Annotated in this window: 14 protein-coding genes; 6 read left to right on the forward strand and 8 right to left on the reverse strand. The window is 73.5% G+C overall.

Annotation, left to right across the window (positions count from 1 at the left end):
* Positions 1–26: 26 nt before the first annotated feature.
* Positions 27–707, reverse strand: a complete 681-nt coding sequence (locus tag CELGI_RS13890) for a helix-turn-helix domain-containing protein (RefSeq protein ID WP_013884767.1) — start codon at positions 705–707, stop codon at positions 27–29.
* 101 nt (positions 708–808) lie between these two features.
* On the opposite strand from CELGI_RS13890, the gene CELGI_RS13895 reads away from it, so the two are divergent.
* Positions 809–2,098, forward strand: a complete 1,290-nt coding sequence (locus CELGI_RS13895) for an MFS transporter (RefSeq protein WP_013884768.1) — start codon at positions 809–811, stop codon at positions 2,096–2,098.
* Between the two features lie 72 nt (positions 2,099–2,170).
* Here the strand turns inward: CELGI_RS13895 and CELGI_RS13900 are convergent, their stop codons facing one another.
* Together CELGI_RS13900 and CELGI_RS13905 are read right to left on the reverse strand one after the other, a co-directional pair.
* A complete protein-coding gene (locus CELGI_RS13900) occupies positions 2,171–3,457 on the reverse strand; it encodes an adenylosuccinate synthase (RefSeq protein ID WP_013884769.1) in 1,287 nt (428 codons plus the stop codon).
* Positions 3,458–3,610: 153 nt separating this feature from the next.
* Positions 3,611–4,039 carry a DUF3151 domain-containing protein gene (locus CELGI_RS13905; RefSeq protein WP_013884770.1) on the reverse strand — a complete coding sequence of 143 codons (429 nt, stop codon included), beginning with the start codon at positions 4,037–4,039 and terminating at the stop codon, positions 3,611–3,613.
* Positions 4,040–4,204: 165 nt separating this feature from the next.
* Between CELGI_RS13905 and CELGI_RS13910 the strand changes: the two genes are divergently transcribed.
* The gene (locus CELGI_RS13910) at positions 4,205–4,564 is read left to right on the forward strand and encodes an STAS domain-containing protein (RefSeq protein WP_013884771.1); all 360 of its coding nucleotides are present in this window, start codon (positions 4,205–4,207) and stop codon (positions 4,562–4,564) included.
* A 38-nt stretch (positions 4,565–4,602) separates the two neighbouring features.
* On the opposite strand, the gene CELGI_RS13915 is transcribed toward CELGI_RS13910, so the two are convergent.
* Positions 4,603–6,765 (reverse strand): ATP-binding SpoIIE family protein phosphatase, encoded by a 2,163-nt coding sequence (locus CELGI_RS13915; RefSeq protein ID WP_013884772.1) that lies wholly within the window; start codon positions 6,763–6,765, stop codon positions 4,603–4,605.
* Positions 6,766–6,841: 76 nt separating this feature from the next.
* Between CELGI_RS13915 and CELGI_RS13920 the strand changes: the two genes are divergently transcribed.
* Complete coding sequence (locus CELGI_RS13920; RefSeq protein WP_013884773.1) at positions 6,842–7,267, forward strand: STAS domain-containing protein; 426 nt, start codon at positions 6,842–6,844, stop codon at positions 7,265–7,267.
* A gap of 79 nt (positions 7,268–7,346) precedes the next feature.
* Here the strand turns inward: CELGI_RS13920 and fbaA are convergent, their stop codons facing one another.
* Together fbaA and CELGI_RS13930 are read right to left on the reverse strand one after the other, a co-directional pair.
* Positions 7,347–8,369 carry a class II fructose-bisphosphate aldolase gene (gene fbaA / locus CELGI_RS13925; protein WP_013884774.1) on the reverse strand — a complete coding sequence of 341 codons (1,023 nt, stop codon included), beginning with the start codon at positions 8,367–8,369 and terminating at the stop codon, positions 7,347–7,349.
* A gap of 53 nt (positions 8,370–8,422) precedes the next feature.
* The gene (locus CELGI_RS13930; protein WP_245528107.1) at positions 8,423–9,085 is read right to left on the reverse strand and encodes a TrmH family RNA methyltransferase; all 663 of its coding nucleotides are present in this window, start codon (positions 9,083–9,085) and stop codon (positions 8,423–8,425) included.
* A gap of 99 nt (positions 9,086–9,184) precedes the next feature.
* On the opposite strand from CELGI_RS13930, the gene CELGI_RS13935 reads away from it, so the two are divergent.
* Genes CELGI_RS13935 through CELGI_RS13945 form a run of 3 tightly spaced genes read left to right on the forward strand, consistent with a single transcriptional unit; the run spans position 9,185 to position 11,608 of the window.
* Positions 9,185–9,925, forward strand: coding sequence for a VTT domain-containing protein (locus CELGI_RS13935; protein ID WP_013884776.1), 741 nt, complete (start codon positions 9,185–9,187; stop codon positions 9,923–9,925).
* Positions 9,922–10,698, forward strand: a complete 777-nt coding sequence (locus tag CELGI_RS13940; protein ID WP_013884777.1) for an HAD-IIA family hydrolase — start codon at positions 9,922–9,924, stop codon at positions 10,696–10,698. Before CELGI_RS13935 ends, CELGI_RS13940 begins: the two co-directional genes overlap by 4 nt.
* 52 nt (positions 10,699–10,750) lie before the next feature.
* Complete coding sequence (locus CELGI_RS13945) at positions 10,751–11,608, forward strand: YwiC-like family protein (RefSeq protein WP_245528108.1); 858 nt, start codon at positions 10,751–10,753, stop codon at positions 11,606–11,608.
* 12 nt (positions 11,609–11,620) lie between these two features.
* Here the strand turns inward: CELGI_RS13945 and pyrE are convergent, their stop codons facing one another.
* Entirely contained in the window at positions 11,621–12,199 is a 579-nt protein-coding gene (gene pyrE, locus CELGI_RS13950) for an orotate phosphoribosyltransferase (RefSeq protein WP_013884779.1), read from the reverse strand.
* 50 nt (positions 12,200–12,249) lie between these two features.
* Entirely contained in the window at positions 12,250–13,032 is a 783-nt protein-coding gene (locus tag CELGI_RS13955) for an SDR family NAD(P)-dependent oxidoreductase (protein WP_013884780.1), read from the reverse strand.
* Positions 13,033–13,137: the final 105 nt, after the last annotated feature.

The raw sequence follows: 13,137 nt of genomic DNA on the forward strand, positions 1-13,137 counted from the left end.
ACCGCGCGGCACGGTGTGGTCCACGCTCAGTCGTCGAGCGGCAGCGGGAACACGTCGAGGAACGCCCGCACGCGTCGTCGCCCCTCGGTCTCGCCCGCACGCTTGCGCTGCTTGGCGGCCTCGGTGTGCCGGTCCAGCACCGCGGCGAGCTCCTGGGTCAGGGCGCGGCTCTCGTCGGGCGTGAGGTCGCTGGTCGAGGAGACGTGCATCGCCGACTCGCTCCACAGGTCCAGCTCGTCGAACGAGTCGAACGAGTCGAACCACCGCTGCAGCATCTCGGCGCGCTCCTGCACCACGGCGCGCAGCGCGATCCCTGCGGCGAGCCGCGACGCGGGGTCGGTGACGTCACGTCGCTCCATCGTGAAGCCCACGGGCCGCCACCACCGCTCGCGTCCGCCCGTCGGGGCGTCCGGGTCGTCCTCGATGAAGCCGTGCCGCTCGAGCTGGCGCAGGTGGTAGCTCGTCTGCCCCGTGCTCTCCCCCAGCCGCCGGGCGATCTGGCTCGCGGTCGCGCGCCCGTGCGCCGACAGGTCCCGGTACATCGCGATCCGCAGCGGGTGGGCGAACGCCTTGAGCGCCTCGGGCGTCAGCGTGCGCCGGTCGAGCGGGAACGTCTGCTCGGCAGGAGCCGCGCCGGATGCGTCGTCAGGGGCGTCGTCAGGGGGCTCGTCGGGCACGCCGACGGCAGGGGGGTTGTGCCGAGCCATGTGCAGAGATACCTTTGCATTCGTTCCTTTGCAGAGATTTCTATGCACCACAGTCTCTGCATCGAACTCTCTGCACTTCGACGAGCGTAACGGGAGCAGCCATGACCACCACCGCACGCGCCGAGCAGGACACGCCGGTCGCAGGAGCCCCGGAGCAGGCCGCGCTCGGTCGGCGGTTCCACGCGCTGCTGGCCACCACCGGGCTCGCGAACCTCGGTGACGGCATCGTGCAGATGGGGGCCCCGCTCGTGGCGCTGACCCTCACCCGCTCCCCCGGCCAGATCGCGCTGCTCGCGGCCGCGACGTGGCTGCCCTGGCTCGTGCTCGGGCTGGTGGGCGGGGTCGTCGTCGACCGCACCGACCGTCGGACCACCCAGGTGGTCGCGCTGATCGCACGCGCGGTGCTGCTCGCCGCGGGCACGTGGCTCGCGCTCACCGACGCGCTGACCATGCCCTCGCTCGTCCTGCTCGTGCTCGCCTACGGCGTGACCGAGGTGTTCGCGGACCTCGCCCAGACCTCGCTGGTGCCCGACCTGGTCCCGCGCAGCAGGTTGCAGGCGGCCAACGGCCGCGTCCTCGCGGTGCAGCAGGTGACCAACACGTTCGTCGGCAGCCCGCTCGCCGGCGTCATGCTCGCGCTGGGCACCGGCTGGGTGTTCGGCGTCCCCGCGGCGATGGCCGTCGTCGCCGTCCTCGTGCTCCTGCGCGGCGTACCCGGGCGCTACCGCGCGGGACGCACCGAGAAGACCGCCGCCGTCGCGGACGTGCGCGAGGGGATCCGGTACGTGGTGCACCACCCCGTGCTGCGGCCGTTCGTCATCGGCGGAGGGCTCATGAACATGGCGAGCACGGCGTACTTCGCGGTGTTCGTGCTGTGGGTGGTGGGTCCGGGCTCGCGCATGGAGATGCAGCCCGCCCACTTCCCGCTCGTCACCGCGGTGCTCGCCGTGGGGGCCGTCGCCGGCTCGCTGGTCACGGAGCGGCTGGTCGCGCGCCTGCCCGAGCTGGGTGTGATGTACGCGTGCTGGTTCGCGGCCGTGCCGCTGCTCCTGGTCCCCGTGCTCTGGCCCACCGTGCCCGCGCTCGGCGCGGCGGTGCTCCTCATCGGGTTCACCAACACGATCGGCAACACGATCTCGCAGTCGCTGCGGCAGCGGATCGTGCCGCGCGCGCTGCTGGGCCGCACGTCGGGCGCGGGACGCACCATCGCGTTCGGGCTCATGCCTGTGGGCGCGCTGCTCGGCGGCGTGGTCGCGGAGCACGCCGGGATCGCCGCCGTGCTCGTCGGCTCGACCGTGGTCGCGGCGGCCGCCGCGGCCTACCCCCTGCTCACCGTGAGCCGCGCGACCGTCGCGGCCGCCGAGCCTGACGGCACCGCCGAGCTCGCGTGACCTGCCGGAGGAGACGGCCCGCCTGCGCACCCGTCGCGACGAGGGTGCGCGGGCGGGCCGCGGCGTGCGGGCTCAGTCGAGCAGGTCGTGCCGGATGATCGTCGCCTCACGGCCCGGGCCCACGCCGATCGCGCTGATCCGCGTGCCGGAGATCTCCTCGAGCCGCAGCAGGTAGCGCTGCGCGGCCGCGGGCAGGTCGTCGAAGTCCCGCGCGTCCGTGATGTCCTGCGTCCAGCCGTCCAGGTACTCGTACACGGGCTTCGCGTGGTGGAAGTCGCTCTGGTCGAACGGCATCTCCTCGAACCGCTGCCCGTCGACGTCGTACGCCACGCACACGGGGATGCGGTCCCGGCCGGTGAGCACGTCGAGCTTGGTCAGGACGATGTCCGTCAGCCCGTTGACGCGCGACGCGTACCGCGAGACCACCGAGTCGTACCAGCCCGTGCGGCGCGGTCGGCCGGTCGTCGTGCCGAACTCACCACCCGTCTGCCTCAGCCACTCGCCGTCGTCGTCGAGCAGCTCGGTGGGGAACGGACCCTCGCCCACGCGCGTCGTGTAGGCCTTGGCGACGCCGACCACGCGGTCGATGCGCGTGGGGCCCACGCCCGAACCCGTGCAGGCGCCGCCCGCGGTGGCCGACGACGACGTGACGAACGGGTACGTGCCGTGGTCGACGTCGAGCATGGTCGCCTGACCCGCCTCGAAGACGAGCGTCTTGCCCGCGTCGAGCGCGCGGTTGAGCTCGAGCGGCGTGTCCGCGACGAACGGGCGCAGCCGCTCGGCGAAGCGCAGCAGGTCCTCGAGCGTCTCGTCGACCGTGATCGCACGGCGGTTGTAGACCTTCACCAGCAGGTGGTTCTTCTGGTCGAGCGCACCCTCGACCTTCTGCCGCAGGATGTTCTCGTCGAACAGGTCCTGCACGCGGATGCCGACGCGGTTGATCTTGTCCGCGTACGCGGGGCCGATCCCGCGGCCGGTGGTGCCGATCCGGCGCTTGCCGAGGAAGCGCTCGGTGACCTTGTCGAGCGTGCGGTTGTAGGGCGCGATCACGTGCGCGGCCGACGAGACGAGCAGGCGCGAGGTGTCCACGCCGCGCCCCTCGAGCGCGTCGATCTCCCGGAACAGGACCTCGATGTCGATCACGACGCCGTTGCCGATGACAGGTACGACGCCGGGCGACAGGATCCCGGAGGGCAGCAGGTGCAGCGCGTACTTCTCGCCACCGACGACGACCGTGTGGCCGGCGTTGTTGCCGCCGTTGAACTTCACGACGTAGTCGATGCGCGAACCGAGCTGGTCGGTCGCCTTGCCCTTGCCCTCGTCGCCCCACTGGACTCCGAGCACCACCACGGCGGGCATCTGATCACCACTCCCACGCCTGCCTGACGAGGCGTCCCGGCCGCGCGGCGGCCGAGCAGGCACCGGCCGGCAGGACCCGGTACCTCCGAGAGGGTACCCGAGGGTCAAGGAACGGTCATGGCCGGTCCAGCGCGCACGACCGCGCCGCGCGGCTCACCGGAGCGCGGCGACCTCCTCGGCCGACGTGCCCGAGTCGGCCAGGAGCTGCAGGCAGCGCTCCGCCTCCGGGTCCTCCCCGATCGCCTCGGCCGCCTCCGCGAGCGCGAGCAGCGCACGCAGGAAGCCCTGGTTCGGCACGTGCGCGGCGGGCACCGGACCCTGCCCGCGCCAGCCCGCGCGCCGCAGCGCGTCGAGCCCGCGGTGGTAGCCGGTCCGCGCGTAGGCGTACGCGGCCACGGGGTCGCCCGTGTCCCGCAGCGCCTCCTCGGCGAGCAGCGCCCACACCAGCGACGCCGCGGGCGCCACACGCGCGGCGTCCCGCACCGACGAGCCGTCGGCCAGCGCCGCACGCGCCTCCGCGTCGGCCGCGTCGTCGGGGAGCAGCGTCGGCGCGGGGCCGCCCAGCAGGTTCTCGTGGCTCATGCGCCCAGTGTGCCCGGCGCGTGCGGCGGGTGCAGTCGGCGCACCGGGGAGGTCCGGAGGAACCGGACACGTGTCCGGGTCGGGTGCGTCTGCGGATGCGCGACCACGGGAGCCGAACTACAGTCGACCGCGCCGTGCCTCCCGGTGCCGGCACGAGGAGCGGACATGATCGAGATCTCCACATCGCCGACGAGCACCACGCTCGTGATCTCCGGCGACCTCGACCTCGCCGAGCGGGACCAGTTCCCCGAGGTCGCCGCGCGCGTGGTCGGCCTGCGGCGCCAGCTCGTCGTGATCGACATGTGCAAGGTGACGTTCATGGACTCCACCGGCGCCGCGTTCCTCATCGCGCTGGCCGACTCGGCGCGCAAGCGCGGCGGTGCCGCCGTGCTGCGCGGCGCCGACCCGCGGGACCTGTTCGTGCTGGAGATCTGCGGCGCGCTCGAGCTGTTCCGGATCGACCAGGACCACTCGTGCGACGACGCGGTCCCGGTGACCGACTTCACGGCACCCGCCACCACCTGAGCCCGCGGAGACTCGGCCGGTAGGCACGTCGCCCGCGGTCAGCGGGCGGACGCCGGCAGCGCGCCCGGGCGCACCTTCGCCCACACGACCTTGCCGCGGCTCGACTGCCGCCAGCCCCAGTCGGCGAGCCGCTCGACGATCTGCATGCCGAACCCGCCGACGCGCCCGGGGTGGCCGTCGGTGCTCACGGGCGGCGCGGGGTTGCCGTCCTCGACCTCGATGCGCAGCCCGTCGCCCGTGTCGTACAGCTGCAGCGAGACGTGGCCGTACCCGTGCAGCACCGCATTCGCGACGAGCTCGGACACCACGAGCTCGGCGTTCGACGCGTCGGGCATCTCCCACGCGTGGCACGTGCGGGCCACCGCGTGCCGCGCGCGCCCCACCGACGCGGGCTCGCTGGGCAGCGACCAGCGCCGACGACGTGGGCTGCGGCTGCGCTCGGCGGCGTCCGCGGGGTCGGGCACGCGCACGACCACGACCGCGACGTCGTCCTCGGGGTGGTCCGCGAGCCGCGACAACAGCTCCTCGCCGATGCCGGCGGAGTCGCGCGCCGTGACCGCCTGCACCACGGCCTCGAGCGCCGCGAGGCCCTCGCGCAGGTCCCGGTCGCGGCGCTCGATGAGCCCGTCCGTGTAGTACACGAGCACGTCACCGGGCGCGAGCACGAGCGTCGCGGTCTCCCGCGTGCCACCGCCGAACCCGATCAGCGGCCCGCCCGCGCCGGTGAGCTGCTCGACGCGGCCCGCGCGGGAGTGCAGCGCGGGCAGGTGCCCCGCACGCGAGTACTCGAGCACCCACCCGTCCGCGCCGCGCCGCAGCGTCGACAGCACCAGCCCGGCCGACCGCGGGATGCGCATGCCCGCGACCAGCTGGTCGACGCGCTCGAGCACCGGGCCGGGCGTCGTGACGTCGTACGCGTAGGACCGCACCACGGAGCGCAGCTGACCCATGGCGGCCGCCGCCTCGACGTCGTGCCCCACCACGTCGCCGATGACGACGCCGACGACGTCGGGCTCGATCTGCAGCACGTCGTACCAGTCGCCGCCCACCTGAACGTTCTCGGAGTTGGGGGCGTAGTACGTCCACACGTCGAGGCCGTCGACCTCCGCCTGCTGCGGGAGCATCGCGCGCTGGAGCGTCTCGGCCAGCCGGTGCTCGCGGTCGTACAGACGCGCGTTGTCCAGCGTGAGGCCGACCCGGCGTGCCGTGAGCTCGACCACGGTGCGGGTCGACGGCTCGAGCCCGGCCAGGCCTCCCCCGTGCCGGCCGTCCACGACGAGCACCCCGATCACGCGCCGGCGCCCGGGGACGGGGAACACGACGACGGGCCCGTCGACCGCACGCGTGCCGAGCTCGCGGCGTGCCTGCTCGGCGAGCCAGTGCGACGCGGACCCGCGCACGTAGGAGCCCTCGAGGTCGAGGTCCACCGGGCGGTCCTTCTCGCCGTCCAGCAGCGCCTGCACCTCGTCGGACGTGTCCCGCGTCTCGTCGCCGCCGTCGGGGCGCCGGGCCTCGCCGTGCCGGTTGCCGCGGCCCGAGGGCGGCCGGTGGTCGCTCACGGCGTCCGCGGGCCGCAACCCGCCGTCGTTGACGTAGAACGCGGCCCACCCGACGACCGTGCGGTGCAGCAGGCCCGCGATCTCGTGCAGCGGCGTGGACCGGTCGGTGACGTCCATGAGCAGGTCGGAGACCTGCGCGATGATGCCGAGGCTGCGACGTTCGCGCCGCTCGGCCTCGACCAGGGCCGCCTGCTCGGCGTCGTGCGAGATCTGCTCGGTCAGGTCCTGGAACGCGGCGACCCAGTGCCGCACACCGTCCGACCCGCGCACGGGCGAGACGTGGAGCCGGCACTCGAACAGGCTGTCGTCCGCGCGGCGCAGCGTGAGCGTCACCGACGTGGCGCGGTCCGCCTGCATCGCCGCGCGCGCCGCGGCGGTCTCGTGGTGGCGCCGGAACCGTTCGGGCAGCAGCTCGCGCTGGTGCGCGCGTGCCTCCGCGGCGTCGTAGCCCGTGGACGCCTCGAACTCCCGGTTCGCCCACACCAGCGTGCCGTGGTCGTCGAGCAGCGCCAGCGGGACGGCGACCTCGCGCAGCGCGGCGAGCAGCAGGTCGGGCGGCGGCTCGGCGGCGGGTTCGGCACGTCCGACGAGGGCGTCGGTCGGCGGCACGGGCGCATTCGACGCGCCCGGGGTGTTGACCACCACCACCTCCGATCGTCTAGCGTGCCGAGCAGGCGCACCACCGACTCCAGCAGCGCCAACTCCTGGAAGGAGCATCGTGCGCGACGGTAACAGCCCCACCGGCGACCAGCCTGTTCAGCCCACCCGTGAGGTGCTGCCCGGCGAGGGCGAGCCCGGCGCTGTCGCGGTGATCGTCGGCGCGGACGCCACCCGGATCGTCCTGTCGGGCGAGGTCGACGCGGACCTCGGGCCCGAGCTGCAGGAGGCCACGGCGGAGGCCGAGAGCATGGGCCTGCCGATCGAGGTGGACGCGCACCACGTCACGTTCATGGACTCGTCGGGCGTCGCGTTCCTCGCCCGGCTGTCGATCCGTTCGCAGCACCGCGTCCGGCTCCTGCGCGTGCCGCCCACCGTGCGGTTCCTGCTGGAGGTCACGCGCATCGGCGAGCTGCTGGACGTCGTCGAGGAGTCCGACGAGCGCGCGTTCCAGCCCGTGGCACCCGAGCCGGGCGGCGTCGCCTGACGCCAGCACACCGGAACGCACGAGCGCGCGGCCCCCGACGGGGACCGCGCGCTCGTCACATCAGGCGCGAGTGCCTCTATCAGCCGATCTTCTGGCCGGCCGAACGCAGCTGCTGGCACGCCTCGACGATGCGGGCGGCCATGCCGGCCTCGGCCAGCTTGCCCCAGGCGCGCGGGTCGTAGGCCTTCTTGTTGCCCACCTCGCCGTCGATCTTCAGCACGCCGTCGTAGTTGCTGAACATGTGGCCGACCACGGGGCGCGTGAACGCGTACTGCGTGTCGGTGTCGATGTTCATCTTGATGACGCCGTTGTCGACCGCCTCGGCGATCTCCTCGGCCGTCGAGCCGGACCCACCGTGGAAGACCAGGTCGAACGGCGAGTCCTTGCCGACCTCGGCGCCGACGGCCTTCTGGATGTCCGCGAGGATCGCGGGGCGCAGCTTGACCGCACCCGGCTTGTACACGCCGTGCACGTTGCCGAACGTGAGGGCCGTCAGGTAGCGGCCCTTCTCGCCCGTGCCGAGCGCACGCACGGTGGCCAGGCCGTCCTCGGCGGTGGTGTAGAGCTTCTCGTTGATCTCGGCCTCGTGGCCGTCCTCCTCGCCACCGACGACGCCGACCTCGATCTCGAGGATGGTGCGCGCGGCCTGCGAGAGCTCGAGCAGCTCGGCGGCGACGACGAGGTTCTCGTCGAGCGGGATGTCCGAGCCGTCGAACATGTGCGACTGGAACGTGGGGTTCTCGCCCCGCTTGACCTGCTCGGCCTCGAGCGCCAGGAGCGGCTTGACCCAGGAGTCCAGGTTCTTCTTGACGCAGTGGTCGGTGTGCAGCGCGATGGTCACGCCGTAGTGCTTCGCGACCTCGGTCGCGTACGCGGCCAGCGCGAGCGAACCGGCGACGCGGTTCTTGATCGTCGAGCCGGACGCGTACTCCGCGCCGCCGACGGACACCTGGATGATGCCGTCCGACTCGGCCTCCGCGAAGCCCTGGATGGCGGCGGTGACGGTCTGCGACGACGTGATGTTGACGGCCGGGTAGGCGAACTTGCCTGCCTTGGCGCGGTCGATCATCTCGGCGTACACCTCGGGGGTGGCGATGGCCATGCGCTCACAACTCCTGTGGCTGGATGGGGGTGGTGTCGGTCCTGAGTTTGCCACTACCCGGGGAATTCGCGTCCGGGACGTCCTTCCCATGGGACCGGCTCCAGGGCTGCGTGCTGCGTGATCCACGCGTGCATCGCGATCGCGGCCGCGGCACCCGCGTTGATGGACCGGGTGGAGCCGAACTGCGCGATGTGCAGCACGTCGACGGCCGCGGCGCGCGCCTCGTCGGACAGGCCCACGGACTCCTGCCCGAACAGCAGCACGCACGCGCGCGGCAGCGCGTATCCCTCGAGCGGCACCGAGCCCGGCAGGTTGTCCACGCCGAGCACCGGCAGGTCCTCGGAGTTCGCCCACGCGATCAGGTCGGCGACGTCCGGGTGGTGCCGCACGTGCTGGTAGCGGTCGGTGACCATCGCGCCACGACGGTTCCAGCGGCGGCGCCCGACGATGTGCACCTCGCACGCCAGGAACGCGTTGGCGGTGCGCACCACGGACCCGATGTTGAGGTCGTGCTGCCAGTTCTCGATCGCGACGTGGAACCCGTGCCGGCGCGTGTCGAGGTCGGCGACGACCGCCTCGAGCGACCAGTACCGGTACCGGTCCGCGACGTTGCGGCGGTCGCCGTGCGCGAGCAGCTCGGGGTCGTAGCGCGGGTCGTCGGGCCATGCCTCCGGACCCCCTGGCCACGGAGGGACCCCGACCTCGGACTCCTCCACGGCCCCCACCGTAGCGACGGCGGTGTCCGCCTGCGCGTGCACAGGTCACGCACAGCGAGGTCACAGGCGCCCCACGGTCGGCCCCGTAGGCTGGCGCCCATGCTCACGACGACCGCGCTGGCGGCCGCCTCGATGCCCGCGCTCGGGCCGGACTTCCTGGACCCCGACCACCTGATCGCGTCGTTCGGCACAGCCGCGCTGCTGGGCATCGCGGTCGTCATCTTCATCGAGACCGGCCTGCTGTTCCCCATCCTGCCCGGCGACTCGCTGCTGTTCACCGCGGGGGCGCTGGTCGCGCAGGGCACGCTCGACATCAACATCGCGTGGCTGTGCGTCATCCTGTTCGCCGCCGCGTTCCTGGGCGACCAGACGGGCTTCCTCATCGGCCGCAAGGCGGGGCCCCGGATCTTCAACAAGCCCGACTCGCGGTTCTTCAAGAAGCGCTACGTCGACCAGACGTACGCCTACTTCGACCGCTACGGCGGCCGCACGATCATCGTCGCGCGGTTCGTGCCGATCGTGCGCACGTACGCCCCCGTCGCGGCCGGCGTGGGGAACATGCGCTACCGGCACTTCGTCACGTTCAACGCGATCGGTGCGCTCCTGTGGGCGGTCGGCGTGACGCTGCTGGGCTTCGCGCTGGGCAACATCACGTTCGTCAAGGACAACATCGAGCTGCTGCTCGTGGGCGTCGTGCTGATCTCGGTGATCCCGATCGGCGTCGAGCTCGGCAAGGGCTGGCTGCGCCGCCGCCGCGGCGAGTCCGACGAGGAGCCGCGCGACCCGCGGTACGACGAGCCGGAGGAGCGCGCCGCCGTCGAGCGGAAGGCCTTCGAGTGACGCGGGAGATCCGCGCGTGGCTGACCGACATGGACGGCGTGCTGGTGCACGAGGGCATCGCGGTGCCCGGTGCGGCGCAGTTCGTCCGCGCGCTGCGTGACGCCGGACGCCCGTTCCTGGTGCTGACGAACAACTCGATCTTCACGCCGTCGGACCTGCGCGCGCGGCTCGCGTCGGCGGGCATCGACCTGCCCTCGGGCGCGATCTGGACGTCCGCGCTCGCGACCGCGCAGTTCCTCGCCGACCAGATGCCGCACGGGTCCGCCTACGTCATCGGCGAGGCCGGGCTGACGACCGCGCTCGACGAGGTCGGCTACACGCTCACCGAGACCGACCCCGACTTCGTGGTGCTCGGCGAGACGCGGACGTACTCGTTCGAGGCGCTCACGCGGGCCGTGCGGCTCATCCAGGGCGGCGCCCGCTTCATCGCGACGAACCCCGACGTCACCGGCCCGTCGGTGGACGGGGACCTGCCCGCGACCGGTGCGGTGGCGGCGATGATCCAGACCGCGACCGGGCGCCAGCCGTACTTCGTCGGCAAGCCCAACCCCATGATGATCCGGTCCGCGCTCAACCGGATCGACGCGCACTCCGAGCACACCGCGATGGTGGGCGACCGCATGGACACCGACGTGGTCGCGGGCATCGAGGCGGGGCTGCGGACGTTCCTGGTGCTCACCGGCTCCACCCGGCGCGAGGAGGTCGAGCGCTTCCCGTTCCGCCCGGGCGAGATCCTCGACTCGGTGGCCGACCTGGTGGACCGCATCCACTGACCGGGACCTTCGTCCCGGGTCGCGCGTCGCCTCGCGCGGCGATCCTCGCGGGGTGACCGCCTCCGGCTCCCCCGCCCGTACGACCGCCTCCGGCGCCACCCGCCGTCGCCGGCCGGGGCCCGGCTGGGTGCCGCGCGAGCACGGCGCGTGGGCGATGCTCGTCGTGCCCGTGGTGGTCGGTGCGGTGGTGAGCGGCGTGACGTGGCGGCACGGGCTGCTGCTCGGGGTGTGGCTGCTGGCCTACCTCGCGTTCCAGGCGTGCGCGCTGTGGCTCAAGGCCTCGCGACGACCTCGCTGGTGGCCACCGGTGCGCGCGTACGGGCTGAGCGCGCTCTGGCCGGGTCTGGTGCTGGTGGCCCAGGCGCCCGCGCTCCTGCGGTGGGCCCCCGTGTTCGGGGGCCTCCTGGCGGTCAGTCTGCTGTGCGCGCACCGGCGCGCGGACCGGTCCTGGCTGAACGACGCCGTGACGGTCGGCGCCGCGATGCTCATGACGGTGGTCGCCGCGGGGCTCGGCACGCACGGCACGCCGCACGCGCGCGGTCCCGTGCTCGACACCTGGGTCCCGCCCGGCGCGGGCGACCCCGCGGCGTGGGCGGCGACCGCCGCGCTCGCCGGCTACTTCCTGGGCACCGTGCCGTACGTCAAGACGCTGCTGCGCGAGCGGGGCGACCGCCGGGTCCTGGCGGTGTCGATCGGCTACCACGCCGCGGTGCTGGTGGCCGCGCTCGTCGTCACCGTCGCGGCGCCACAAGCAGGCACGGTCGCGCTCGCCGTCGTCGCCGCCGGTCTGCTGGTGCGCGCCGTCGTCGTGCCGCGACGCCGGCCGTGGCCGTCGGCGAAGGCGATCGGCCTCGGGGAGGTGGCCGCGACCGTCGTCGTGACCGCGGCCGTGCTGCTCGCGGTCGCGTGACGCGCGGGCCGCTCAGGCCAGGCCGAGGTCCTCGAGGCCGAACAGGAAGTGGTACGGCACGCCGAGCGCCTCGATCTTCTCGCGCGCTCCGGTGCTGCGGTCGACGATGACCGCGACGCCGACGACCTCCGCACCCGCCTCACGCGCGGCCTCGATCGCGGTGATCGCCGAGCCGCCCGTGGTCGAGGTGTCCTCGAGGACGACGACGCGACGGCCCCCGACGTCCGGGCCCTCGATGCGGCGCTGCAGGCCGTGCGCCTTGCCCTCCTTGCGGACGACGAACGCGTCGACGTCCTGGCCGCGGCTCGCGGCCGCGTGCAGCACCGACGTGGCCACCGGGTCCGCACCCAGCGTCAGGCCACCCACGGCGTCGACCTCCGCGGTGCCGAGCCCGACCTCCTCGAGCAGGTCCAGCATGAGGTGGCCGATCAGCGGTGCGGCGCGGTGGTGCAGCGTGACGCGGCGCAGGTCCACGTAGTAGTCGGCCTCGCGGCCGCTCGAGAGCGTGACCTTGCCGTGCACCACGGCGAGGTCACGGATGAGCTGGAGCAGCTGGTCGCGCGGGGCTGCGGCGAGGGCGTCGTCGGTCACGGCACCCGAGGTTACCCGCCGGCCTCCCGGACGGACGGGCCGTCTCGTCGTCAGGCCGGAGCGTCCGGGTGCTCGAGCGCCTTGCGGTAGCGGCCGACCGCGCGCACCGCGCTGCGCGGTGCGAGGCGCGCGACCGCGGCGACCGTCCGGTACCGCAGGCTCGGCGTCGAGATCACGGCACCGCGGCGCACGTCCGCGAGCGCGGTGGACACCACGTCCTCCGCGTTGAGCCACGCGAGCTCGGGGTAGGACGCCACGTCGATGCTGCCGCGCTCGTGGAACTCGGTGTGCACGAACCCCGGGCACAGCGCCGTGGCCGTCACGCCCGTGCCCCGCAGCTCCACCGCGAGGCCCTCGGTGAACGTGCGCACCCACGCCTTGTGCGCCGAGTACGTCCCGGACGCGAGCAGCGCCGCGATGGACGCGACGTTGAGGATCGCGCCGCGACCGCGCTCGACCATCGCACCCGCGGCGGCGTGCGAGAGCACCAGCGGGGTGCGGACCATGAGGTCCAGCGCGCGCTCCTCGGCCGCCAGGTCGCCGCCGACGAACCGCTGGTTCAGGCCCAGCCCGGCGTTGTTGACCAGCAGGCCGACCGGCCGCGTGGCGTCCCGCAGCCGGTCCGCGACACGCTCGGTGCCGTCGCGGTCGGCGAGGTCCGCCACGAGCACCTCGGCGCGCACCCCCGCCGCGGCCTCGAGCTGTGCCGCGAGGCGCTGCAGCCGCTCCTCGCTGCGCGCGACGAGCACCAGGTCGTGCTTGGCCGTGGCGAGCTGCCAGGCGAACTCCAGGCCGAGGCCGGCGGACGCGCCGGTCACCAGTGCGATTCCCATGCCCGCAACCCTACGGACCCACCCCCGGCAGGTCACCCCGTGCCGCGGGCAGGATGCGGGGAGCGTGTGGACGACGCACGGAGGTGTCGGCGCGGGCTCGTAGGG

The organism is Cellulomonas gilvus ATCC 13127 (assembly GCF_000218545.1).
GTDB classification, from domain to species: domain Bacteria; phylum Actinomycetota; class Actinomycetes; order Actinomycetales; family Cellulomonadaceae; genus Cellulomonas; species Cellulomonas gilvus.